Source organism: Melghirimyces algeriensis (assembly GCF_900182565.1).
GTDB lineage: Bacteria > Bacillota > Bacilli > Thermoactinomycetales > DSM-45169 > Melghirimyces > Melghirimyces algeriensis.
Map to the genome: position 1 here is coordinate 41,275 of NZ_FXTI01000001.1, position 20,845 is coordinate 62,119.

Annotated in this window: 14 protein-coding genes, 1 pseudogene and 1 CRISPR repeat array; of the genes and pseudogenes, 7 read left to right on the forward strand and 8 right to left on the reverse strand. The window is 47.4% G+C overall.

Annotated features, from left to right (window positions below; all coding sequences use genetic code 11):
- Window positions 1-8 precede the first annotated feature (8 nt).
- From fabD to FN782_RS00155, 4 genes are all read left to right on the forward strand, one after another.
- Entirely contained in the window at window positions 9-1,274 is a 1,266-nt protein-coding gene (gene fabD / locus FN782_RS00140) for an ACP S-malonyltransferase (RefSeq protein ID WP_142503749.1), read from the forward strand.
- 66 nt (window positions 1,275-1,340) lie between these two features.
- Complete coding sequence (locus tag FN782_RS00145; protein WP_185955939.1) at window positions 1,341-9,488, forward strand: non-ribosomal peptide synthetase; 8,148 nt, start codon at window positions 1,341-1,343, stop codon at window positions 9,486-9,488.
- 13 nt (window positions 9,489-9,501) lie between these two features.
- A complete protein-coding gene (locus FN782_RS00150; protein WP_142503751.1) occupies window positions 9,502-10,269 on the forward strand; it encodes a thioesterase II family protein in 768 nt (255 codons plus the stop codon).
- 91 nt (window positions 10,270-10,360) lie between these two features.
- Window positions 10,361-11,122, forward strand: coding sequence for a class I SAM-dependent DNA methyltransferase (locus FN782_RS00155; protein WP_142503752.1), 762 nt, complete (start codon window positions 10,361-10,363; stop codon window positions 11,120-11,122).
- A 203-nt stretch (window positions 11,123-11,325) separates the two neighbouring features.
- A CRISPR array of direct repeats spans window positions 11,326-11,964; the repeat unit is 30 nt; unit sequence GTTTGTATCCTACCTATGAGGAATTGAAAC.
- A 43-nt stretch (window positions 11,965-12,007) separates the two neighbouring features.
- Here the strand turns inward: FN782_RS00155 and FN782_RS00160 are convergent.
- Genes FN782_RS00160 through FN782_RS00175 form a run of 4 tightly spaced genes read right to left on the reverse strand, consistent with a single transcriptional unit; the run spans window position 12,008 to window position 14,983 of the window.
- Window positions 12,008-12,733: an ABC transporter permease gene (locus FN782_RS00160; protein WP_142503753.1), complete on the reverse strand. Its 726-nt coding sequence runs from the start codon at window positions 12,731-12,733 to the stop codon at window positions 12,008-12,010.
- A gap of 1 nt (window position 12,734) precedes the next feature.
- Entirely contained in the window at window positions 12,735-13,463 is a 729-nt protein-coding gene (locus tag FN782_RS00165) for an ABC transporter permease (RefSeq protein ID WP_142503754.1), read from the reverse strand.
- Window positions 13,456-14,310, reverse strand: coding sequence for an ABC transporter ATP-binding protein (locus tag FN782_RS00170; RefSeq protein WP_142503755.1), 855 nt, complete (start codon window positions 14,308-14,310; stop codon window positions 13,456-13,458). The genes FN782_RS00165 and FN782_RS00170 overlap by 8 nt, the downstream gene beginning before the upstream one ends.
- Window positions 14,311-14,356: 46 nt before the next feature.
- The gene (locus FN782_RS00175) at window positions 14,357-14,983 is read right to left on the reverse strand and encodes a TetR/AcrR family transcriptional regulator (RefSeq protein WP_142503756.1); all 627 of its coding nucleotides are present in this window, start codon (window positions 14,981-14,983) and stop codon (window positions 14,357-14,359) included.
- A gap of 592 nt (window positions 14,984-15,575) precedes the next feature.
- Between FN782_RS00175 and FN782_RS17085 the strand changes: the two are divergent.
- Together FN782_RS17085 and FN782_RS17375 are read left to right on the forward strand one after the other, a co-directional pair.
- Window positions 15,576-16,148: pseudogene (locus FN782_RS17085) on the forward strand (lytic polysaccharide monooxygenase); the annotation flags it as partial.
- Window positions 16,125-16,463, forward strand: a complete 339-nt coding sequence (locus FN782_RS17375; protein ID WP_342778342.1) for a carbohydrate-binding protein — start codon at window positions 16,125-16,127, stop codon at window positions 16,461-16,463. The pseudogene FN782_RS17085 and the gene FN782_RS17375, both read left to right, overlap by 24 nt.
- Before the next feature lie 94 nt (window positions 16,464-16,557).
- On the opposite strand, the gene FN782_RS00185 is transcribed toward FN782_RS17375, so the two are convergent.
- The 4 genes from FN782_RS00185 to FN782_RS00200 all read right to left on the reverse strand — a co-directional run bounded on the left by FN782_RS00185 (window position 16,558) and on the right by FN782_RS00200 (window position 20,386).
- The gene (locus FN782_RS00185; protein ID WP_142503757.1) at window positions 16,558-17,277 is read right to left on the reverse strand and encodes an IucA/IucC family C-terminal-domain containing protein; all 720 of its coding nucleotides are present in this window, start codon (window positions 17,275-17,277) and stop codon (window positions 16,558-16,560) included.
- Window positions 17,278-17,283: 6 nt separating this feature from the next.
- Window positions 17,284-18,333 (reverse strand): FecCD family ABC transporter permease, encoded by a 1,050-nt coding sequence (locus FN782_RS00190; protein WP_142503758.1) that lies wholly within the window; start codon window positions 18,331-18,333, stop codon window positions 17,284-17,286.
- The gene (locus FN782_RS00195; RefSeq protein ID WP_142503759.1) at window positions 18,326-19,342 is read right to left on the reverse strand and encodes a FecCD family ABC transporter permease; all 1,017 of its coding nucleotides are present in this window, start codon (window positions 19,340-19,342) and stop codon (window positions 18,326-18,328) included. Before FN782_RS00195 ends, FN782_RS00190 begins: the two co-directional genes overlap by 8 nt.
- 78 nt (window positions 19,343-19,420) lie before the next feature.
- Entirely contained in the window at window positions 19,421-20,386 is a 966-nt protein-coding gene (locus FN782_RS00200; protein ID WP_142503760.1) for an ABC transporter substrate-binding protein, read from the reverse strand.
- Window positions 20,387-20,580: 194 nt separating this feature from the next.
- Here FN782_RS00200 and FN782_RS00205 point away from each other — a divergent pair, with 194 nt between their 5' ends.
- Window positions 20,581-20,775 (forward strand): hypothetical protein, encoded by a 195-nt coding sequence (locus FN782_RS00205; RefSeq protein ID WP_142503761.1) that lies wholly within the window; start codon window positions 20,581-20,583, stop codon window positions 20,773-20,775.
- Window positions 20,776-20,845: the final 70 nt, after the last annotated feature.

Below are 20,845 nucleotides of genomic sequence, written 5' to 3' on the forward strand. Positions count from 1 at the left end.
GGGGTTTCATGGGTACAGCATTTGTTTTTCCGGGGCAAGGCTCTCAATATGAAGGAATGGGAAAAGAGCTGTATGAACGTTACGAAATTGCCCGGCGGTTGTACGATGAAGCGAGTGAGGTATTGGGTTATGACCTGATTAAAGCCTGTGAAAATAAGCGTGACGAGCTGGACAGTACGATTATTGTACAACCGGCGATTCTGGTTCACAGTGTAGTCTGCTGGCATGTCGTTCAATCCTGGGGTGAGCAGAAACCGGAATGTTTGGCAGGGCACAGCTTGGGAGAGTTATCAGCAGTTGTATGTGCACAGGGGTTGTCCTTTTCCAAGGCGGTTGAACTGGTAAAGCTCCGGGCGACCTTGATGAGTGAATGCGTGGATGACGGCGGGATGATGGTGGTTTTCGGGTTGGGCGAAAAGGAGATTCGTTCCGTTTGCGAAAGTGTCTCCACAGAAACCCATTCTGTAGAGGTTGCCAATCATAATACACGTGAGCAATGGGTGTTAAGTGGTCACAGGCGGGCTTTGGTTCAAGCGGCCGAACGATTGGAAGATCAGCACGGTGTGACCAAAATGCTCCAGGTGAGCGTTCCTGCACACAGTAAGCTGATGCAGCCCGCGCGGGAGGCCTTTGAAAAGGCCGTTAAGTCTTCCAATCCGGCGAAGTGCCAATATCCCATCGTTTCTTGTGCGACTGGGGAGGTGTATCAGGAAGCAGATGTCATCCCCAATCTGTTAAGCATGCAACTGACAGAGTGTGTCAATTGGCCCATGGTCATGGAAAAACTGACCCATCAAGGGGTGCAGAACTTTATTGAACTGGGGCCCAAACAGGTCTTGCGGGACGTTATTCGTCTGGAATTTCCGCAAGTAAGGGCCCTGTCATTTGGTGGACCGGAAGATGAGGGATTGGTGCAACGGATTCTTCAGGGAAACAATCAGCGAGCCGATGAAACGGTGTCTAAAAATGAAATGCTCCTCCTGTTGCAAGCGTGTTTGCGAGTAGCTGTGGGAACACCCTTAAAAAAAGCAAAAAGCACTGTAAGCTTTGAGCAAACGATTCGTGCCCCTTACCGCAGGCTGGTAACTCAGCTGAATGCGTTAAGAGAGGGAAGGGAGGAACCGAGTCTTTCTCAATTGAGACAGGCGGCGGAACAGACGTTTCGTCTCCTGCGTGCTAAAGGGCTGGGCAAAGAGGAGAGTCTAAAGCTGTTCAGACAGGCGTTGTCCAATCGATCGATTGAATTGAAGTTACCCGAATATTTTCCTTCATAAGGGTGAACGAACGAGCTGGCGGAAAATGCAGATTGAGGGATGATTGGAGAGGAGCGTGTCATACAGATGGAGATTGTGAGGAATTTGGCATCGGAAGGCTATCGGTCCTCATCACAGCAGATCATATATGGGGACATTCAATATTCGATGAAACACCTGGAATCCAAAGCAAGATCCTTGGCTGTCCAGTGTAGGCAAAAGGGTATACGTTCCCGTCAGGAACAGAAGGTTTTAATTGTGTTGCGTCGCTCCCCCGCTTTAGTAGCCGCTCATTATGCCACCTTTCTAGCCGGTGGAGTCATCGTTGCGGTTGATCCCGAATCACCAACCGCCCGATTGAACCAGATCATAGAGGATACGGAACCAGCACTGATGATTACCCAGCCAAATCTGGTCCATCATTTTGATGCTGTGGAATCGCCGGTGATCACGATCGATGAGAATTTGCACGATGTGGAAATAGGCTCTGCGGAGCTTGATCGGTCGGTATGGGACTATGATCCGGAATGTGCTGCCTACATTGTGTATACATCGGGGACGACCGGACGCCCCAAAGGGGTGGTGATGGAGTGGCGGGCTCTGGAACACCTGTTACACTGGCATGTACAAGCCTTTCAGGTGAGTGACCAATCGTGCGTCTCATTGACATCTTCTCCTGGATTTGATGCTTCTATTTGGGAAGTATGGGGGGCTTTGGCAGCCAGAAGCTCCATTCATGTAACGATGGATGAGGAAAGACTGAGCCCCAAACAATTGCAGGAAAGCTGGCGGAAACACGGCGTGACCCATTCGTTTGTCTCCACCCCCATTGCGGAACGGCTCCTTGAGTTGGAATGGGACCTTCAGGAAACGACACTGAAGGTTTTGTTGACGGGGGGCGACCGCTTAACCAAATTTCCTTCAGAGGCCCTTCCCTTTCAGTTGGTCAACAATTACGGGCCGAGTGAAGGGTGTGTGGTGGCTACTTCCGGAGCAGTTGTGCCTTCATCGGCAGAAAGGAATGCGCTACCTGAGATCGGGAAACCGCTCCCTCATGTCAAATGCTTGGTGTTGGATGAAACAGGAGAGGAAGTGGGAATAAACGAGCCCGGTCTTTTGTGGATTGCAGGTCCTGGGTTAGCCAGAGAATATTTGAATCGTCCGGAGGAAACGGAAGAAAAGTTCCATATGATTGAATTTCAGGGAGATCAAATCAAAGCGTATTGTACAGGGGATATTGTGAGCAAAGACGAGGCAGGTCGGTATCACTATTATGGACGGAACGACGCCCAGGTGAATGTAAATGGTGTTCGCATCGAACTGGGGGAAATTGAAAGCATCTTACAGGAGCATTCTGCGGTATCCCAAGCTGTTGTTCTGCCGGTGGATATCGATTCAAAAACGCTACTGATGGCTTCCGTAGTCCCTTCAGGCTTATCTTATGATGTGGATGAGTGGGTAGAATTTTTAAAAACCAGACTTCCCAAAGCGATGATCCCGGTTCAAACGATGACGTATGATGCCCTTCCCTTAACCACAAACGGCAAAGTGGATCGCAAAACATTGGAGAAGCAACAGCGGGAAGCGTTTTTGCAAAAGCAAAAGGCTGATATGGAGCGTCCAGTTGTGTGGAATGATGAGCTTCAGCACATGGTTTCCATTTTTGCAGAAACCATGGATCTATCCTGTTCAGCGCATTCCGACCTGTTTTCCATGGGAGGGGATTCCATCCATGCCGCGCAAATTGCCTCCCAAATATCGAAACAGTTTCAGGTGATATGTCGACCGTCGGATGTCCTTCAAAACCGGACGCCCGCACGTTTGGCCGAGTTGCTGAAATCATTGCCGGCTGATCGAAAAGAGGAAGCGGATCATGTTGACCAGGATGACCATGAGGATTGGTTTTCCGTCACTTCCATGCAACGCGGGATTTGGTATTTGTGCAAAACCAACTCGGAGAACGCTTTTTATCATGTGGGCGCATCCTTTGTCATTCAAGGTGCTTTGGATGAAAAAGCCTTTATACAGGCTTGGACGGAGACATTGGGCGCTCATGCGGCATTGCATTTAACATTCCGTGAGCATCCGGAAAGGCAAGCCATCCAACAAAAGGTTCGCCGCATTGAAGAGGCGGATGTTGCCCAGCGGTTGGTCCGAAGCCGTGTGGAAGGAACCGAGGCGGCTTTATCCCTGATCAAACGATTGTTTCGCCAGCCGTTTGACCTTGAACATGACCGGTTGTTCCGGGGAGCGCTGATTCAAACGGATCAGCAGCAAACCCTTTTTCTCCTTACCGCCCACCATATGGTGTGTGATGGATTGTCACTGCAAAAGATACTGAAAGAGCTTGCGATGAACTATGAAGAGATCCTTCACGGGACTTCCCCAAATCTGCCGGAAAGAAAGGGGCGGGAGCGCCCTGACCACCTTCGGCATTTTGTCGATCAGCAGTGGAATGCGGTCAATAATCGGGAATTAGCGCGTTATTGGAAAGAGCAAGCGCAATCATTTTCCATGGCCGAGTTTCCGGTTTCGGAGCAGGGGGATGGGGACCCGTATCATGGAGAAATATTGGAATGCCGAAGTGAAGCGGGATTGGGAGAGAAGCTTGAAGCGTTTTGCAAAGAGAGTAAAGTGAGTCGGTTTACTGTCATGCTGGCGGCCTGGGTTGCGACTTTAAGCACGTTCTGCCGGCAAAAGGAGTTGACGGTGGGCATCCCCTTTCATGGCCGGTCCCATCACGATTATATAGAGAGGTCCGGGATGTTTGTGAATCTCGTTCCTGTCACGTTCAGTCTGGATCGTCGCAAACCGTTCCGGGAATGGGTGAAGGAGGTAGAGCAAAAGGTTCAACAGTCGTTGGATCACGGGGATTTTTCCATTGTCGACGTGGCACGCAACATGGACCGCAAAGGCGGTTTTGATGTTGTCAATACAACATTCAGCGAAAAAGTGGCATTGTCCCTTCCCTTGTCGTCGGCGAAAGTAACCTATCTGGAATTGGATACGGGGGGAGCGCGGTTTCCCCTGAACGGCTTTTTTCATACTCAAAACGATCGCATTGCGGGTCATGTGGAATATAGCTCGTCTCTTTTTACTCCGTCGGTTATTCATGATTTCGTGGATGCCTATTTTGCTGCACTGACGAACATGGTCCACGACCCACTTCAACCCTGGGCAGTTGCCTATCCGCGCCAATCCATCATTCAACCGGATGAGGGTGTGACCAGGACGTGGCTGGATGAGGCGGTTCCGCTGCATCATTTCGTGGAGCGGGCAGCGGATCAATATGCCGGTTATACAGCTGTGAAAGACACTATCAATACCTGGACCTTTCAAGAATTGAACCAGAGGGCAGAGTGGATTGCATTCAAATTGCAACAGTTTGGTGTGGCAAAGGGAGACTATGTTCCGCTTGTGATGCATCGAACGGCGGAAATGGTTGCTGCGGTGTTGGGTGTGTTAAAAGCAGGAGCCGTATATGTCCCGATTGATCCGGAAAGTCCTTATGAGCGGAATCGGCAATTGTTAAGGCGGCTTCATCCTGATGTGGTTCTTCAGACTGTAAAAGCAAACGTTCCGGATGGAGAATGGCACACAGGGGTTGTAGAGGAATGGATGCAGGAAAACGATCCAACTTTGTGCTGTCAACCGGTTGACATCCAGATCAACGATCCCGCCTATCTGATGTTTACTTCCGGATCGACGGGAGAACCCAAAGGCGTCCTCTGTCCACATGCCGGCGCTTCTTTACGTGTCTTATGGCAGTTGAAACAGGGACATCTGTTGCCGGGAGATCGCGTTTTGGGCAAAACCCCCTATACATTTGATGTGTCTGTGTGGGAAATGTTTTTTTCCTTGGCAGCAGGGGCTACCCTTGTCCTGGCTCCGGAGGGAATGCATCGTGATCCGGAGGGGTTGGTCCGTTTGATCCGGGAAGAAAAGATTACGTTGTGTCACTTTGTCCCCTCCGTGTTGTATCCGGTATTGGATGAGCTGGAGACGAATGGGAAGGTGGCCGATGCGATTCCATTGAAGTTTGTTCATACCAGTGGAGAAGCATTGCCCACGCATATGGCCCATCGTCTGAAGCAGTGTTTGCCAAAGGTTACCTTACTAAATTTATACGGACCCACGGAAACCGGTATTGAGGTGACCTGTTGTCAAGTGAACAATCGGGTGAATATCGGATCTCCACTTCCGTATGTAGAGGTGCGTGTGGCAGATGAAGAAGGAAATCCAGTTCCTCAGGGATTTCCGGGAGAGCTGTGGTTGGGCGGACCATCATTGGCGATTGGATATATCCATCATCAGGAAGAAACCGACCGGGTTTTTGTGGAAGATTCACAACGCCGTTATTATCAAACAGGAGATCTTGTCCGGTTGGAACAAGACGGGAGTATTGACTTTATCGGACGGATCGATGCACAAGTCAAAATCAAAGGGGTTCGCATTGAACCTGGGGAGATTGAAGCTTGTGTGACAGAGATCTCTGGGGTGCAGGAAGCTGCCGTTGTCATTGGGAATCGTCAGAACGGGGAACGATCGCTGGTCTGTTTTTATGTCTTAAAACAGGGAGAGTCTGTTTTTCCACGGAGAATCAAGGAGCACATTGTGGAGCATTTGCCTCAAGCCTATATACCCGCTCTCTTACTTGAGGTGGATGCGTTGCCTTTGACGGGAAGCGGGAAAAGAGATCGCAAATGGTTGAGTCACAAAGCGAGTGAGCAGCTGAATCAAAACACCTCCGGGACCTATCAGTCTCCCCAAACAGAGATGGAGCAAGCGATTGCCCGCGTGTGGCAGGAAGTGCTGGATCAGAAGCGCATCGGGATGGATGAGCATTTCTTTGAACGTGGCGGTGATTCCATTAAGTCCTTGCAAATCATCACCCGGCTGAAAAAGATCGGGGTGGAACTGAAACCACAGGACTTCATTCGTTATCCGACCATCGCAGAGCAGGCCTGGATCGCAGAAGGACGTGAAGATGGGGAAAATGAGATCGCTGTTGCGGTGGAAGAACGTGTGGAAGCACCCGTTACGGAGTTGCCACTTACCCCATTGCAGTCCGTCATGTTGATGGAGACGTTAAAAGATCCAGAATCCAATGCCTACTGGCAGGTTTTATCTTACGAACTTCCGGAGTCCATACCGTTGGAAACCATCTCTGCGGCTTGGAACAAAACAGTTCAAGCGCATCCGGCTCTGAGAACCCGGTTTGTTTGGCAATCTGTATCGGAACCCAAACAAGTGATTCAGCATGAAGAGATACAGATCAGGGAAGTGGACTGGGAAGATCTCTGTCAGCGTTGGGATACAGTGGAGGATTGGTATGATCATGTCATTCGTCAATTGAAGGCAAAGAGATTACAGATTCCCCAGCAGGTGTTTGTGATTCATCATTGGCAGGGAAAAGAAACCTCCCTGTTTGTCTGGGTGCATCATCATATCCTGCTTGATGGCTGGTCCCTGGCACAGTGCCTCAATGACTTTTTTCAAGCGTTGGAAGATCCAAAGGCAAAACTGGATGAGCACCCGACGATCGAAGGATACGTTGAATGGATGACGTCCAGGGAATATACAGATGAGTGCAGAAATTTTTGGCGGAACACATTGCAAGGTGTCCAAGCAGCAGAATCACTGCATATTGAAAAATCGCCCTCTTCTGTCACCCATCCGGATTTTCGTGTGATCGACCGGAAGCTGGGTGGAAAAGCCGCTGCATCCCTGAAACGTTTTTGCCGAACGCATCGGTTGACGCCATCCAGTGTCCTGTTAACAGTGTGGGGGCTCCTCATCCAGCGTTATCAGTCCAATCGGGAGATACTCGTGGGAACCACATTTGCCAACCGTCCCCATCAGGTGTCGGAAGCACAGCGGATGAGCGGAATGCTGATCAATACCCTCCCGGTGAAAGTGGATGTCTCACAACGGATCAACCTGGTGGACCTCTGCAAACAAATCATGGAGCACCTGTCGGACGTCTCTGAACATACGGGAATCTCCTATTCTGATCTGTTAAAACTTGCTGAGTTGCCTGGTGCCACAGAATTATTTCAATCCACAGTCATTTTTCAAAACTTTGCCGGCAATCTGGAAGGGACATCTTTTCCAGCCCGCTTGGTAGACTCGATCGGCACAAGTTCCGATCCCCTTTCGCTCACCATCGATGTTCAGGAAACCGATATCTTGACCCGAATGGGATGGGATCAGCATCGCTATCGGGAAGCGGATGTAATGGCCCTTGTGCAATCGTTGCAGGAATGGGTGGAGAGCTTGGAGGAAATCGGCAGCAAAGATATCCATGATTTTTCCATTACAGCAAAAGAGCGTCACATGCTGGAGCAATGCCTGAAACGACCGTCCCCGTCGAATGATGACCGGTGGTCTGTGGAGTGGTTGTTGCACTCAGGACAGGAAAGTAAACGAGCGATTACCGATGGAGTGCGGGAATACTCCTACGCGGAAGCTGCCTGTGCCATTCACCGTTTGGCTGTGTTCCTTCGGAATGAAGGGGTGCAGAAAGGGGATACGGTGGCTCTGGTTGGGAAGAAGGGGATCGAAGTGGCCTTGGCGATGATGGCCGTCTGGAAACGGGGAGCGGCGTGGTGTACCATCGATGCCGATGATCCCGCGAGCAGGAAGCAGAGAACGTTGCACATTTTAAAGCCCAAGGTGATTCTGGATCTGAATCGGGTGGGCGAACTGGGTCAAAACCCGGAACTGGATGCCGATTTGCCGACAGTGTTTTTCCAGCCGGATGATATCGCCTATTTTATCGCTACTTCTGGAAGTACCGGGGTACCGAAAATCGTCGCCTTGCCTGCAGGTGGACTTTGTCAGGTGACAGAAAGCTGGAAACAATATTATGAATTTCATTGCCCGCAAAACGTGTTGCAGTTGGGCAGCTGGACATCGGATGTTTATCTGGGTGATTTGATCAAGGCCTGGTCTACGGGCGGAACCCTCATTGTATGTCCGGAAGAAAAACGGATCGATATGGATTATTTAAACCATCTCACCGACCGGTATGATGTGACACTGATCGAATCCACCCCCGTATTTGTCAGAGAATGGGTGGACCATGCCCGGCAAAGCGGTTTTCATCCCAGGACATTGCAAACGCTGATTGTTGGTTCCGATACGTTTCGAATCGAGGAGAAACAGACCCTGTGTGAGAAACTCTGGTCGGGAGTCCGTTTATTCAACGGGTATGGACTGAGTGAATGCATGATTGAATCCGTGGTTTACCCCTGCCATCCCAAAGAAGAGACAGCAAAATCCGGGTTATGTCCGATTGGTCGACCGTTACCGGGGACACATCTCCGTGTGGTGGATGAAACGGGACGGGATGTGCCGCCTGGCGTGATTGGAGAGCTTCATATTGGAGGCCCTCAGGTGGCTCAGGGTTATGTAAGTGAGGAAGGAGGAGTGTCCAAACGCTTTTATCAATGGAAAGGGATGCGTTTCTTTCAGACGGGAGATCTGGTGCGCATGAATCATGACGGGGATCTTGAGTTTTTTGGTCGCAGGGACCAACTGGTGAAAATCCGGGGTTTCCGTGTGGAACTGGGTGAAATAGAAAATGCGCTTCTATCTCTGCCAGCGGTTCATGAATCCTTTGTGGCCCCGGTGCACTCCAAACGGGGAACCCAGCTGGTTGCTTTTGTCGGTCAGTGTGAAAAGAGCAGTGAAGAAAAAATGATGGACAGACTCAGAAAGCGGCTTCCGGACTATGCGCTCCCTCAGAAGCTTGTACTGCTTGAAGCGTTGCCGCGCAATGCCAACGGGAAGATTGACCGGCCGCCTCTGATCCGTCAAGCGGAACAATGGGTTCAAGAAATGCAACAATCCCGGTCAGTGGTGGGTATAGAGAAAGCAACCGATACGACCCAAGCGGTCCAGCAGATTTGGGAGCATTTGTTAAACAAATCGGTCCATATTGAGCGCAGCTTTTTTGACCAAGGGGGCCACTCCCTGCTCGTGCTGGAGTTGTTCCAACAACTGAAACGGGCTCTGCCCTATGATTCATTTGTGATTGGAGATTTGTTCCGATATCCCACCATTCAAGGGTTTGTTTCAGAAATCGAATCCAGGAGGATGCAAAGAAAAGAATCTTCATCCGTACCGCCTGAAAACGATGCTTCCAATCGGGATCGTTTGGAACTGCTTCATCGGTTGAAACAGGGAGACTTATCGGTGGATGAGGCCTTGGAGTTGATGAATAAAAGGTAAGTGGGGGATAGAGATGCAGCAGGAGGATGGGTATGTCATTTTAAACCCAAATCCAAAGGCAAAGATAAAATTGCACTGTTTTCATCACGCGGGAGGTTCTGCCATGTCCATGTTGCCTTTGGTACGCAACCTTCCAAAAGAAGTGGAAGTCTGTCTGTTTGAGCTGCCTGGAAGAGGGATGTCCAGGAAGAGGTCATTTGTTTCCGATTACAGGGAAGGGAAACGGTTTTTCCTACAGCGCATCCAATCATGCCTCGATCGTCCATCGGTGATATTGGGGCACAGCCTGGGGGGAATATTGGCTTATTCTCTTGCCGCTTCGCTTTCCAGTGAAAAACAGCGGTTGATTAAAAAGTTGATCCTATCCGGAGCCAGATCCCCTGCATCCGTCATCCAACATGCGGTGCATCCCGAACGGCCATTCGCGATTCGAACGGTGGAAAGCATTAAAAGGGATATCAAAAAACTGCGGGGATTGCCGCAGGAAGTTATGGAAGACCGTGACCTGCTTCAGGCAACCGTTGATGCCACGGGAAGGGATTTTCATTTGATCGATACCTTTCCGGCAGATGAACAGAAGGTCATTTCGATCCCTCTGGAATTGTGGCTGGGACGAGAGGATACTGTCGTTCAGCCGGAAGATATCAAGGGATGGGAAAAGCTGTCCGCTTACTCTTTTGCCTGTCGAATCTTTACGGGGGATCACTTTTATCTGTTTGAGAATGAGGAAGCGGCGCACCGTTTGCAGAGCGTTTTGCTGGAAGAATGCGCGGTTTGCTGATTGGATGGGTATGGTAAGATGGGTAATGGAGTCGTAAAAGCGGATCTGCCAAACGGGCCAATCATGATGGATAGAAAGGGGATTTTTTGCCTTGTACAGCTTCTACGGAAAACTGTCCACTGAAATCTATGATCTTGATAAACCGATTGGCCATTCATTCGGGGATGTGGAATTTTATAGGGAGAGGCTGAAAACGTGTCAGGGAAGCATTCTGGAACCGGCTGTCGGTACAGGACGTATCCTCATTCCCCTGCTCCAGGAGGGGAATGAGGTGCATGGAATGGACCGTTCCCCAGAGATGCTGTCGTTGTGTCATGCACACTGTGAACGAAGAGGGCTTTCTCCTCAACTGTATGAAGAAGATATGGTATCGTTTTCTCTCCCCCAAAAGTATGAAGCGATTATTGTTCCCACGGGGTCCTTTCTGCTGATAAAGGACCGTAATGACTCCATCGAAGCCTTGCGCTGTTTTTATAAACATCTTGTGCCAGGCGGGCGACTGATTCTTGATATTTTTCTGCAAACCGACCTGCAACTGGGTCATGTTTCCACCCGAACCTGGACCAATGCGGAAGGGGACCTGATTACGTTGGACGAAAAACGGGTGAAGGTCGACTATATTCAACAATACACCGTCTCCCATATGAAATATGAAAAATGGAGAGATAAAAAGCTGGTTCAGACAGAATTGGAGTATTTTCCACTGCGCTGGTATGGGGTGGAGGAGTTCCGCTCCATACTGGAACAGATCGGATTCTCCGATATTGTGATCTCTGCCGATTACCAATATGGAGAATATCCCACCAAAGGGGATCAAACCATCACCTTTGAAGCGCACCGCCCCAAAGCGTAACGGATCGTATAAAATCCATTGAAAGTGGTAGATGAAATGTCGTCGACCCCTAATGATGTAAAAATCCCCAGGGGTCGACGACATTTGTCATGTGGCTCATTTTACCGGTACAATCACGGTTTTACCCGATCGGGCGCATGATGGTCAGAAAAACCGATGTGGACCCCGGACTTGAAAAGTCAGTTGTAGTGGGGGTAAAATGGGTTTGTATCCTACCTATGAGGAATTGAAACTATAGTCATTGGGGAAGGTCAGTCCAATCCAGGACCCTGGTTTGTATCCTACCTATGAGGAATTGAAACACGTGTGCGCACATTTGCACATATTGGGAGGGATGCGTTTGTATCCTACCTATGAGGAATTGAAACGACTTGACGAAACTTTGAAAAGCTTCTTCTCAAACTTGGTTTGTATCCTACCTATGAGGAATTGAAACCTCATTCCCCACTCACCTTCGCCAGCTATATACACCACCGGTTTGTATCCTACCTATGAGGAATTGAAACTCCTGATTCGACAATCTGAATACGACCCGGATAAAGGGTTTGTATCCCACCTATGAGGAATTGAAACCCAAGTTTCTGTGCATCATCAGACACCATATCCATTGCGTTTGTATCCTACCTATGAGGAATTGAAACAGAAACAACTTCGAAAAAACGGTTTCCGTCCTGATCCAGTTTGTATCCTACCTATGAGGAATTGAAACTGTACTTTTCTAGCATATCAATCAAGCGCTCACTTCCGTTTGTATCCTACCTATGAGGAATTGAAACCACGCCCTGCCGTGGTGTCCGACAGGGTTGCGCGAAGTTTGTATCCTACCTATGAGGAATTCAAGCCCTTATCTTAACAGAAAGCACCCTCACTTTTTGAGGGTGCTTCTTATTGGAGGGTTTTCTTTTGAAACCAGGTATAGACCAGCATGTTTAACAGCAGTACATAGCCGAGTCCAAGCAGAATGTAACCATAAAATCCGATCGTCTGCCCCTCGTCTCCTCGCACAATACTGCTCATCGCTTTTGCTGGCCAGAAGCCGGGTGCAAATGCAAAGAACCATTCTTTGGCATCGGTAAAAAACAGGGAAGCGATCGGGAAGATGATGAGTATGGCAACGATCCCCTTCATCACGGCAAACCCTTCCATTTTATTTTTGGCAAAGGCATTCATCAATAAGCCTACCAATGGGGCTGAAAATGAAGCGATTGCGGAAATCAATATAACTTCCCCCCAGCTCAGGGGGATCAGATTGGAAAACAAAGGGATATAGATTCCGGTGGCAAAGGAGAGAAGCATGGCCAGCCCCAATCGAAAGGAGACAAACTGGTAGATGGGCAGAGGGGTTACCTGGATCGAATGAAAGATATGGTCATCCCGGTCATCCAGAATGGAAAACCCTACGAGTGCCCCATAGATATGGGCGGCCATGATGGTGAGGGCAGCCAGGACAATATCCATATACGGGTCCAGATTCAAACCGGTGGTATCGGTAAGCCAGGGAATCACCCAGCGACCGATGATCCCAAATAGAAGGGGATAGAGCAGCATAAACGCGGTCATGGAATCCCGTATCCATTTTTTGGCCTCACTCAGCATAAAACTAGCATACATTTCACTGTCCCCCTTCTTTAAGAGCAAATCCGTCAAATTTCCTCAAAGCGAGCAGATAGCCCCCGATGGAAGCCATCGCTAAATAGCCAATGGACAAGATGAGTTCCCATGTTTCCACATTTCCCTCTGCGGCATTCTGAAAGAGGGTCATGGAGGACTTGGTGGGCAACGCATACAGCAAGTTTCGTAGAAGATCATGGGTGATGAACCCGATCTGTTCTAGCAACACAGGGATGACGAAAACAAAGGCATAAACCATGACATACATGATCAGGTTCGTAAAATCCTTCGCATAATAACTGATCAAAAACCCAAGCATGGTATGGAAAAATCCAACCAAAATGACAGCGCCTAAAAATTCCCAAAAGGGGATCTGTACCTCTTTGATCCAGTATGCAAAACCAATAAGCAATACAAGTGTCAATAGATTGGATAGGAGGTTGGATGTTCCCTTGGCCAGAATATATTCGCTTTTGTGGATCGGAGAGACCAGGAATGAACGAAATGTTCCTTCCTGCTTTTCAAAAAACAGAGTAACCCCAACCAGCAACATAGCCATTGTGGTCACATCCACATAAATCAAGAGGGAAAACAGCGTTTGAACATACGTGCGGTCCACGAGGGACAGAAACCCCATCCATAACAGGGCGATAAAAACAGTGGCAGGCAACACCTGATATTTCTTCATTCGTGTTATTTCACCGACTGCCAACGCAAGAAAATTACTCATGAGCTTGCACCCCTGTCGTTTGAATGAAAATATCCTCCAGTGTGGTTTCTTTGGTGTGCATGGTCAAGATCTTATAGTGTTGCACAATGTGTATAAATTCCTCATTCTGCCGAAGTTGATCCAGGTCAAATGAGACTTGCTTGATCTCCTCGTGATCTTCATATTCCACAACAACGGTCCGTTCTCCATCCCTCAACTTCAAGTGTTTGGGACTGTCGATTTCAACGATGCGTCCGTCTGCCATAAACGCAACACGATCACAAAGTTCTTCTACATCGTTCATCAGATGGGTCGTCAGTAGAACCGTTCCACCCCTCTCCCTGAATTCCTTGATCATCTCTTTGATCACCCGTGCATTGGCAGGATCAAGCCCATTGGTCGGTTCGTCGAGAAACAGCATGAGGGGGTTGTTTAACAGGGCCCGGACAAAGTTTAGACGGATTTTCATTCCCTTGGAGTATTCACGGACCTTCTTTTTGCGGTGATCATATAAACCGACACGTTTTAGGAGCGCATCTGTATCCGCTGTGCTCCGGTACAATTTTTTGAAGAAGGCCAGGTTTTCCTCAGCGGTCAGCTTGGAAAAATGGACCGGCATCTCAAAGCCTACTCCAATCTGTTGAAAATATTGTTTATCGTAATCCTTTAGACTTTTTCCTCTGAACTTTACAACCCCTTCATAATCACGAATCAGTTTCGTCAGGATTTTCTGTGTCGTACTTTTGCCAACACCACTGGGTCCCAATAACCCAAAAATCTCTCCTTGATGAATATCAAAGTTTAACTCATGAATGGTGGGTACCTCAGCCTTCGGATATCGGTAGGATAATCCTCGTACATGAAACATGAAACATCCTCTCCTTTTTTCCGTTCACCTTCCCTGGTGAGATCGGCTATTTTGGGGCCCGAATGCCTTGAGCAAAAATATTTAGCATTTCATTGGAGGCTTCCAGATATCGGTTTATATTTTCAAACCAGTCATTCTCCATTAAATATTGATCGGTGAGTGTCAGGCTCAACTGGTAAAACAGAAACGAAGCGACTTCCAGATCCAGATCTTGTCGTACCGTTCCTTCTTCCTGCCCTTTCTTCAACAACCCGATGAAAAACTGTTTGGAATGCTCTTCCCATTCACCCAAAATTCTAAGTTTAAATTGTTTGTCACCCTTGAAAAGGTGATTACCAATCTTCGCAAAGGCGGGATGCTCCTCTGCAAATTTCAAGCCCAACTGATACATCTTGCGCAGGACCTGAAAAATATCGTTTGATGTTTGCTGATCCATAAGGTGTTGGTCCATATAGGCCTGCTTTTTGTCCGCGACGATTTGGAAAATATACTGATACAGATCCTCCAAATCCTCAAAATACTGATAAAAACTGCCCCGCGAGATATTGGCATGATCAATGATCCGATTGATGCTGGCATCGAGAAAATGGTATTCAGCAAACTCATCGATGGCGGCTGCGATGATCCGCTCTCTTTTGTTCTGGGGCAAATTGAAAAATGTCTGTTTCGGCACTTGGAATCCTTCCTTTCAGGGAAAATCGCTTATGACAAGGTTGTCATATCCTTTGCAAAAATATTACACGCCTTGCTTCGACCTGCTTCCCAACCCAATATGACAGGTATGTCATATCTCTTATGACTTATTGTATGACAGGGATGTCATAAAGTCAACAAAAAGATGACATCCTTGTCATTTTCTTTGTTTTGGATACTTTTTGCGAAAATTATCTTTTTATAATCTGTATTTATCATCTATGCGAATGGAATCAGGCGTTATAACAAGGATTATCACGCATTAAATAGTAAAATCTAAATATTATTTATTTATTTTTTGAGTAATCAATGAAACCTAACCATGATATCTATCGTTTTCATAAATGGTAGTCTTCTTTAAAAGGGAAGGAAACCTTTGTCTGAAGGCTATGATTTTAGCCGATTTGGGTCATCTTTTCCGCGGAATATTGTCGTGTGTCCCAGAACGGAGAAGGGGAGATGAAAGTATAATGGCATAAGTCGGAATGTTCGGTATACTAATCTTATTTCGAGGAGGCAGTGTAATGACGATTGGTAAAATTAAAGGATCAACCCTGTTGATTACCTGTGGGATGATGTTGCTGATGGCCGTTGGTTTCATCCTGTTTGCGGACAGCGCTTCTGCTCACGGTTATATTGAGTCACCAAAAAGTCGTGCTTATTTATGCAAACAGGGAGAAAACATCAACTGTGGACCAGTGCAGTATGAGCCGCAGAGCGTGGAAGGACCAGGCACATTTCCGAAGTTTGGTCCGCCTGATGGTCAAATTGCGGGGGCAGGCGTTTTCCCGGATCTTGACGTACAAAAAGTGGATCGTTGGAAACGGGTGAATCTCAAAGGCGGGAAAAATACCTTTCAATGGCATTTGACGGCCCCACATCGAACGACTGAATGGAAATATTATATTACCAAGAAAAACTGGGACCCCAACAAACCCCTAAGCCGCGATGCTCTGGAACTGGAACCATTCTGTTATATCAACGATGCCGGGAAAAAACCCTCCACCACCGTTACTCACGAATGTAACGTACCGACGGATCGCAGTGGTTATCATTTGATTCTTGGCGTATGGGAAATTGATGACACCCAGAATGCGTTTTATCAAGTGATTGATGTGAATTTGAATAACGGCGATTCCGGCAACGGGGGTACTAAGGACCCTGATAACGGGGACACGGAGAACCCTGATAACGGCGATACAGAGGACCCTGACAATGGGGGCACGGAGGAACCTAGTAAGGGCAGTGAATGGAAGGCTCAAGTCTCTTATCAGGTGGGAGATCAGGTAACCTATCAGGGTAAAACCTATCAATGCCGTCAATCCCATACATCCCAGACAGGTTGGGAACCACCGAAAGTTCCGGCATTGTGGAAAGAAGAAAAAAAGGTGCAGAGTCATGAGGCAGAACAGGAACGTTCATTCTGGGAAAAACTGACCTCCTATTTTGGTTGGGAGTAACGGATATTCTGATCGTTACGGGAGTTACCATAGGGTAACCGAGCTAACAGTTCTAAGTCGAAGCCCCCACCGATTCGGTGGGGGCTTCGACTGTTTACCTGTTCTTTACCATCAGTTCCATCTTGTTCTTAAGCGGGCATATTTGGCAATGCTCCAATTCTTCTCTGTTTTTCTCCAACCGATAGAAATAACAGCATGTTTTCCTTGTAACGGTTTCACATGCAGGTGTTGCTTGATGCAAAAAGGGCTTCAGCGGATTCTCATTTAAGCCAAACAAACGCCCATCCGCTTCCCTTAGGAAGGAAAAGATCTTCTCAGCACAGTTTTCTTTCTGCAATGATTTACGGTAGTAGGAATTGATTCTGACCGCCACATTCTCCCAGAGAATTCGCCTGGAAACGTTTGTTGTCTGATAAAAAGCCTCGATCATGGGAGTGATGTGGTTTGCGAAAACCCATGAAAAAACAGTGTTCCATTCCGGTTCCTCAGCGAACCATTCACATTGGGTGAGATCCACATAAAGCTTTCGATTGAAACCGATATGGCATGCCTCCATTGGCATTCGCATCATTGGCTCTCTCGCAATGAGACTATGCAACTGAGGGATGACATAGAGTTGCGCATACCTTTTCATGATCAAGGAGGCGGTCACTTTTTTATTGGGTGCTTGGATGCTGAGCATTTGCTCATGAAGGAAATGGTTGCATAACCGTGGATTCATCAGTGATAAAACAGAAGTGACTGATGAATCTTCAGATAGGGGATATACATGAAACGGGCTCCAATGATGAATGGTTTTGTAAGATTGCATCATATTAATCTATCCTTTTAAACGTTGTTGGTTTCGATAAAGGAGATATATAAAGAAAGGGGCTCCAATGCCGGCTGTAAACACGCCTGCCGGAATATCTAACGGTAGGAAAGCGGTTCTTGCGATCGTGTCTGCAAGGATAACGATCAGCCCGCCGATCATGGCGGAGCCGAGCACAAGGCGTGCAAATGAACGCCCCAACAGCATGCGGGCTACATGGGGAGCAATCAATCCTACAAAACCGATTCCTCCTGCGAAAGCAACGGCTACTCCAGCCAATCCCACACTGATGGCAATCAGGATGAACCGGTACCATTGCACCCGAACGCCAAGACCTAAAGCTACATCATCTCCCAATTCCTTGACATTCACAATTCCCGTCAAAAGCAGAGCGAGGGGAATCAAGATAACGATCCAGGGAACCATGAGCGAGACATCTTCCCAATTGGTTCCATAGAAACTTCCTGTTAACCATAAATATGCTTTGGTCGTCACAGCGGTTTCACTGATCACGATCATCATGGTAACGAATGCGTTCATTAAGGCAGATATGCCGATTCCAATCAGAATGAGGCGAATCGGCGTGACCCCCTTTTTCCAGGACAGGGAATAGATGAATAACGTGGCGATGGCTGCGCCGAGAATCGCAGCCAATGGAAGCCAACGTAAACTAACCGATCCCATGAAAAAAACAATGAACACAATCGCTCCCCCTGAAGCTCCACCAGTTACGCCTACGATATCAGGGGAACCTAATGGATTGCGAATCACCCTCTGTAAGATGAGTCCGGAGACACCGAGAGCTGCCCCGACAAAATAGGCCATCGTCACCCTTGGCAAGCGGAGGACATGAAGAATAAACTCGTACTCTTTTTCCCCGATCCCCAGGAATTGTTGGACAACGGCGAGTGGCGGTATATAGCTGCTGCCCAGCGAAGTGCAAATGACAAACAGGAGAAGGGAACAAAGAAACAATCCACCGAGGATCAGTGCGGCCCGTTTTTCCACTTGAAATGAAAACGATCCTGTTTTGCTTCGAAGGGTTACATATTTATCCACGCTTCGTCACCCCTTTTCTGGCAATATAAATGAAGAAGGGGGTTCCAAGAAAAGCGGTCATCACTCCGATGGGCATCTCTTGCGGCATAATGACAAAACGTGCAGCTAGATCAGCCATGATTAAAAGACTTGCTCCTGTCAACGCGCTAAGGGGAATGATCCACAGATAGTTCGGACCTGTTATACCTTTTACGATATGAGGTACAACCAGTCCAATAAAGCCGATTGAACCAGCAATCGCTACGGAGCCTCCAGCGAGAAAAACAACAACCACCCCGATCATCACTTTCGTCAGGTGGGTATTAAGCCCTAGGTTTTTGGCTACATCGTCTCCAGACATCAATATATTCACCGGTTTTCCCAGAAAGAGAGCAATGATACCCGCAACCGCAATAAAGGGGAGGACCGATAGCAACATGTCCAACTCTCTTCCTGATACCGACCCTGCCAACCAGAACAGGATACTTTGAATTTTTTGTTCATCGATGACAAGCATCCCTTGGGTGAAAGAAATAAATAGAGCACTGATGGCCGCTCCGGCGAGTACGATTTTAATGGGTGATAATCCATCTCCTCCAAGGGAGCCTAAAAGGTATACCAATCCCCCTGCGATCGCTGCTCCCAAAAACCCAATCCACATATATTGAACGAGGGAATCAACTGAAAAAAATGTTGCCGCTGCCACAATAAAAAACAGAGCGCCAGCATTGATCCCAAAGATATCAGGTGCTGCCAGGGGGTTTCTGGTCAATGCTTGCATTAACGCACCTGCTACAGCCAAACTGGCTCCAACCACGGTTGCTATAATGGCTCTGGATAATCTGGAGGTCATGATGATTACATGTTCTTTATTGTTCCCGTCATAATGGGTAAAAGCGTCTATAGCTGTTTGAAAGGTAATGGGAGTTTTTCCCAAGGCGACACTTAGAACAAACGATAGGATAAATACGATGAAACTTAGTATCAACACGGAGATTTTGACTGTTTGACTCGATGAAAAAGCATTCATAGAATTCCTCTTTCTTTTTTAGAAGAATAGACAAAAAAGGATAGGAGAACCGTATTGATTTCTCCCACCCTCAACATTTTATTCCTGTTCCAATTCAAAACGGTCATATAAATCGTCTAAAAGTAAATTGGCAGCTTTGATTCCACCACCCATGTTCCAAATCACTTCATCTACCCTGGATACCTGGTCGTTTTTGACGGCATCTAAATTTTTCCACAGAGGGTGGCTTGTCCACTCATTATAGGTTTTTTCAACCGCTTTCTCATCGCTCATAAAAATGTAGAATACGTCGGCATTCATTTCTGTGATGCTCTCTTTGTCGGTCAATTTAATGCCCCAATCGTTGCTCTGTTGATTTTCAGGACGTGTAAAACCGACTTCTTTCAGAATGGAACCGGCGAAGCTGTCAAAATAGATGCGAGCATGATCCGCTCTAAAGTTCAGGATCGATACCTCCATAGGCCACTCATCGCCCAGTTTTTTCTGTATTTTCGTTTTAAAGTCACTGACGCGTTTGTCCCAGTCCGCCAGAATCTTTTCAGCTTTTTCTTCCTGATTCATCGCTTTTCCCATCAATTGAACAGTATCTTTAAATTCGTAAACCGTGTCAGTGGCCACTGTCGGTGCAATTTGGGACAATTTTTCATATACTTCTTCATGACGCAATTTAGAAGCGACAATCAGATCCGGATTCAGCTTTGCAATCTCTTCCAAGTTTGGCTGGGTTTCTAATCCAACGATCTCTGCCTCTTTTAGATCCTCTCGCAGATACTTGTACATCGGTTTCTCCAACCAGGATTCAACGACACCGACAGGTTGAATGCCAAATGCTACTGCGGTATCGGTAGCTCCTTGGTATAAGGTTACGACCCTTTTCGGTGTTCCTTCGATGGTTGTTGTACCCATGGCATGTTTAATTTCACGGGTTTCCTTTTTTGTTTCCTCTGCAACGGAAGCTTCATTCCCGCCAGAGCAAGCGGTTAATAAAACAGTAAATAATAATGGAATCAATGCAAACATCCTTAATGGTTTGTATGTATGCATGCTTCTCCCCTCCTGATATGATAATGAGAATCGTTTTCGATGATGTTCACATCATATAATCATTGAGAATGATTGTCAATAAGAATCGGCCCAAAATATAAAGCGTACGGACAAGAAAATCATGCCAATTCATAATAGAGATAGAGCTGTCTGATGGAGTGGAGAAGGGATTAGAATTTCCCAAGGGGGGCTATATGCAAAAAGGCGCAATCCACATTAAAGGAACCATCCATCTCTGCATGCTGGTGAAATCCTTCATGATGGTCCTGAAAAGATTGACGTTTGATCATTTGTTTCACTTCTTGGTTCGATTGCGCGGGAGAGGGGTGCGGGACCGGGTTGAATGCGCATTTGCGCGTTTTTTTATTGGTTTTCCATCCTTTTTGTAAATATTCTTTTAAGTCCGATAGAAGTTTTTGTGAAGTTCCCGTGTATTTTTGATTTCAATGGTACGATGAA

Excerpts from the sequence above, each read along its gene's own strand:
- FN782_RS00170 (WP_142503755.1), bottom strand. The coding sequence starts at position 14,310 with ATGTTTCATGTACGAGGATTATCCTACCGATATCCGAAGGCTGAGGTA.
- FN782_RS00145 (WP_185955939.1), top strand. The coding sequence starts at position 1,341 with ATGGAGATTGTGAGGAATTTGGCATCGGAAGGCTATCGGTCCTCATCA.
- FN782_RS00165 (WP_142503754.1), bottom strand. The coding sequence starts at position 13,463 with ATGAGTAATTTTCTTGCGTTGGCAGTCGGTGAAATAACACGAATGAAG.
- FN782_RS00195 (WP_142503759.1), bottom strand. The coding sequence starts at position 19,342 with ATGAATGCTTTTTCATCGAGTCAAACAGTCAAAATCTCCGTGTTGATA.
- FN782_RS00150 (WP_142503751.1), top strand. The coding sequence starts at position 9,502 with ATGCAGCAGGAGGATGGGTATGTCATTTTAAACCCAAATCCAAAGGCA.
- FN782_RS00200 (WP_142503760.1), bottom strand. The coding sequence starts at position 20,386 with ATGCATACATACAAACCATTAAGGATGTTTGCATTGATTCCATTATTA.
- FN782_RS00205 (WP_142503761.1), top strand. The coding sequence starts at position 20,581 with ATGCAAAAAGGCGCAATCCACATTAAAGGAACCATCCATCTCTGCATG.
- FN782_RS00185 (WP_142503757.1), bottom strand. The coding sequence starts at position 17,277 with ATGATGCAATCTTACAAAACCATTCATCATTGGAGCCCGTTTCATGTA.
- fabD (WP_142503749.1), top strand. The coding sequence starts at position 9 with ATGGGTACAGCATTTGTTTTTCCGGGGCAAGGCTCTCAATATGAAGGA.
- FN782_RS00160 (WP_142503753.1), bottom strand. The coding sequence starts at position 12,733 with ATGTATGCTAGTTTTATGCTGAGTGAGGCCAAAAAATGGATACGGGAT.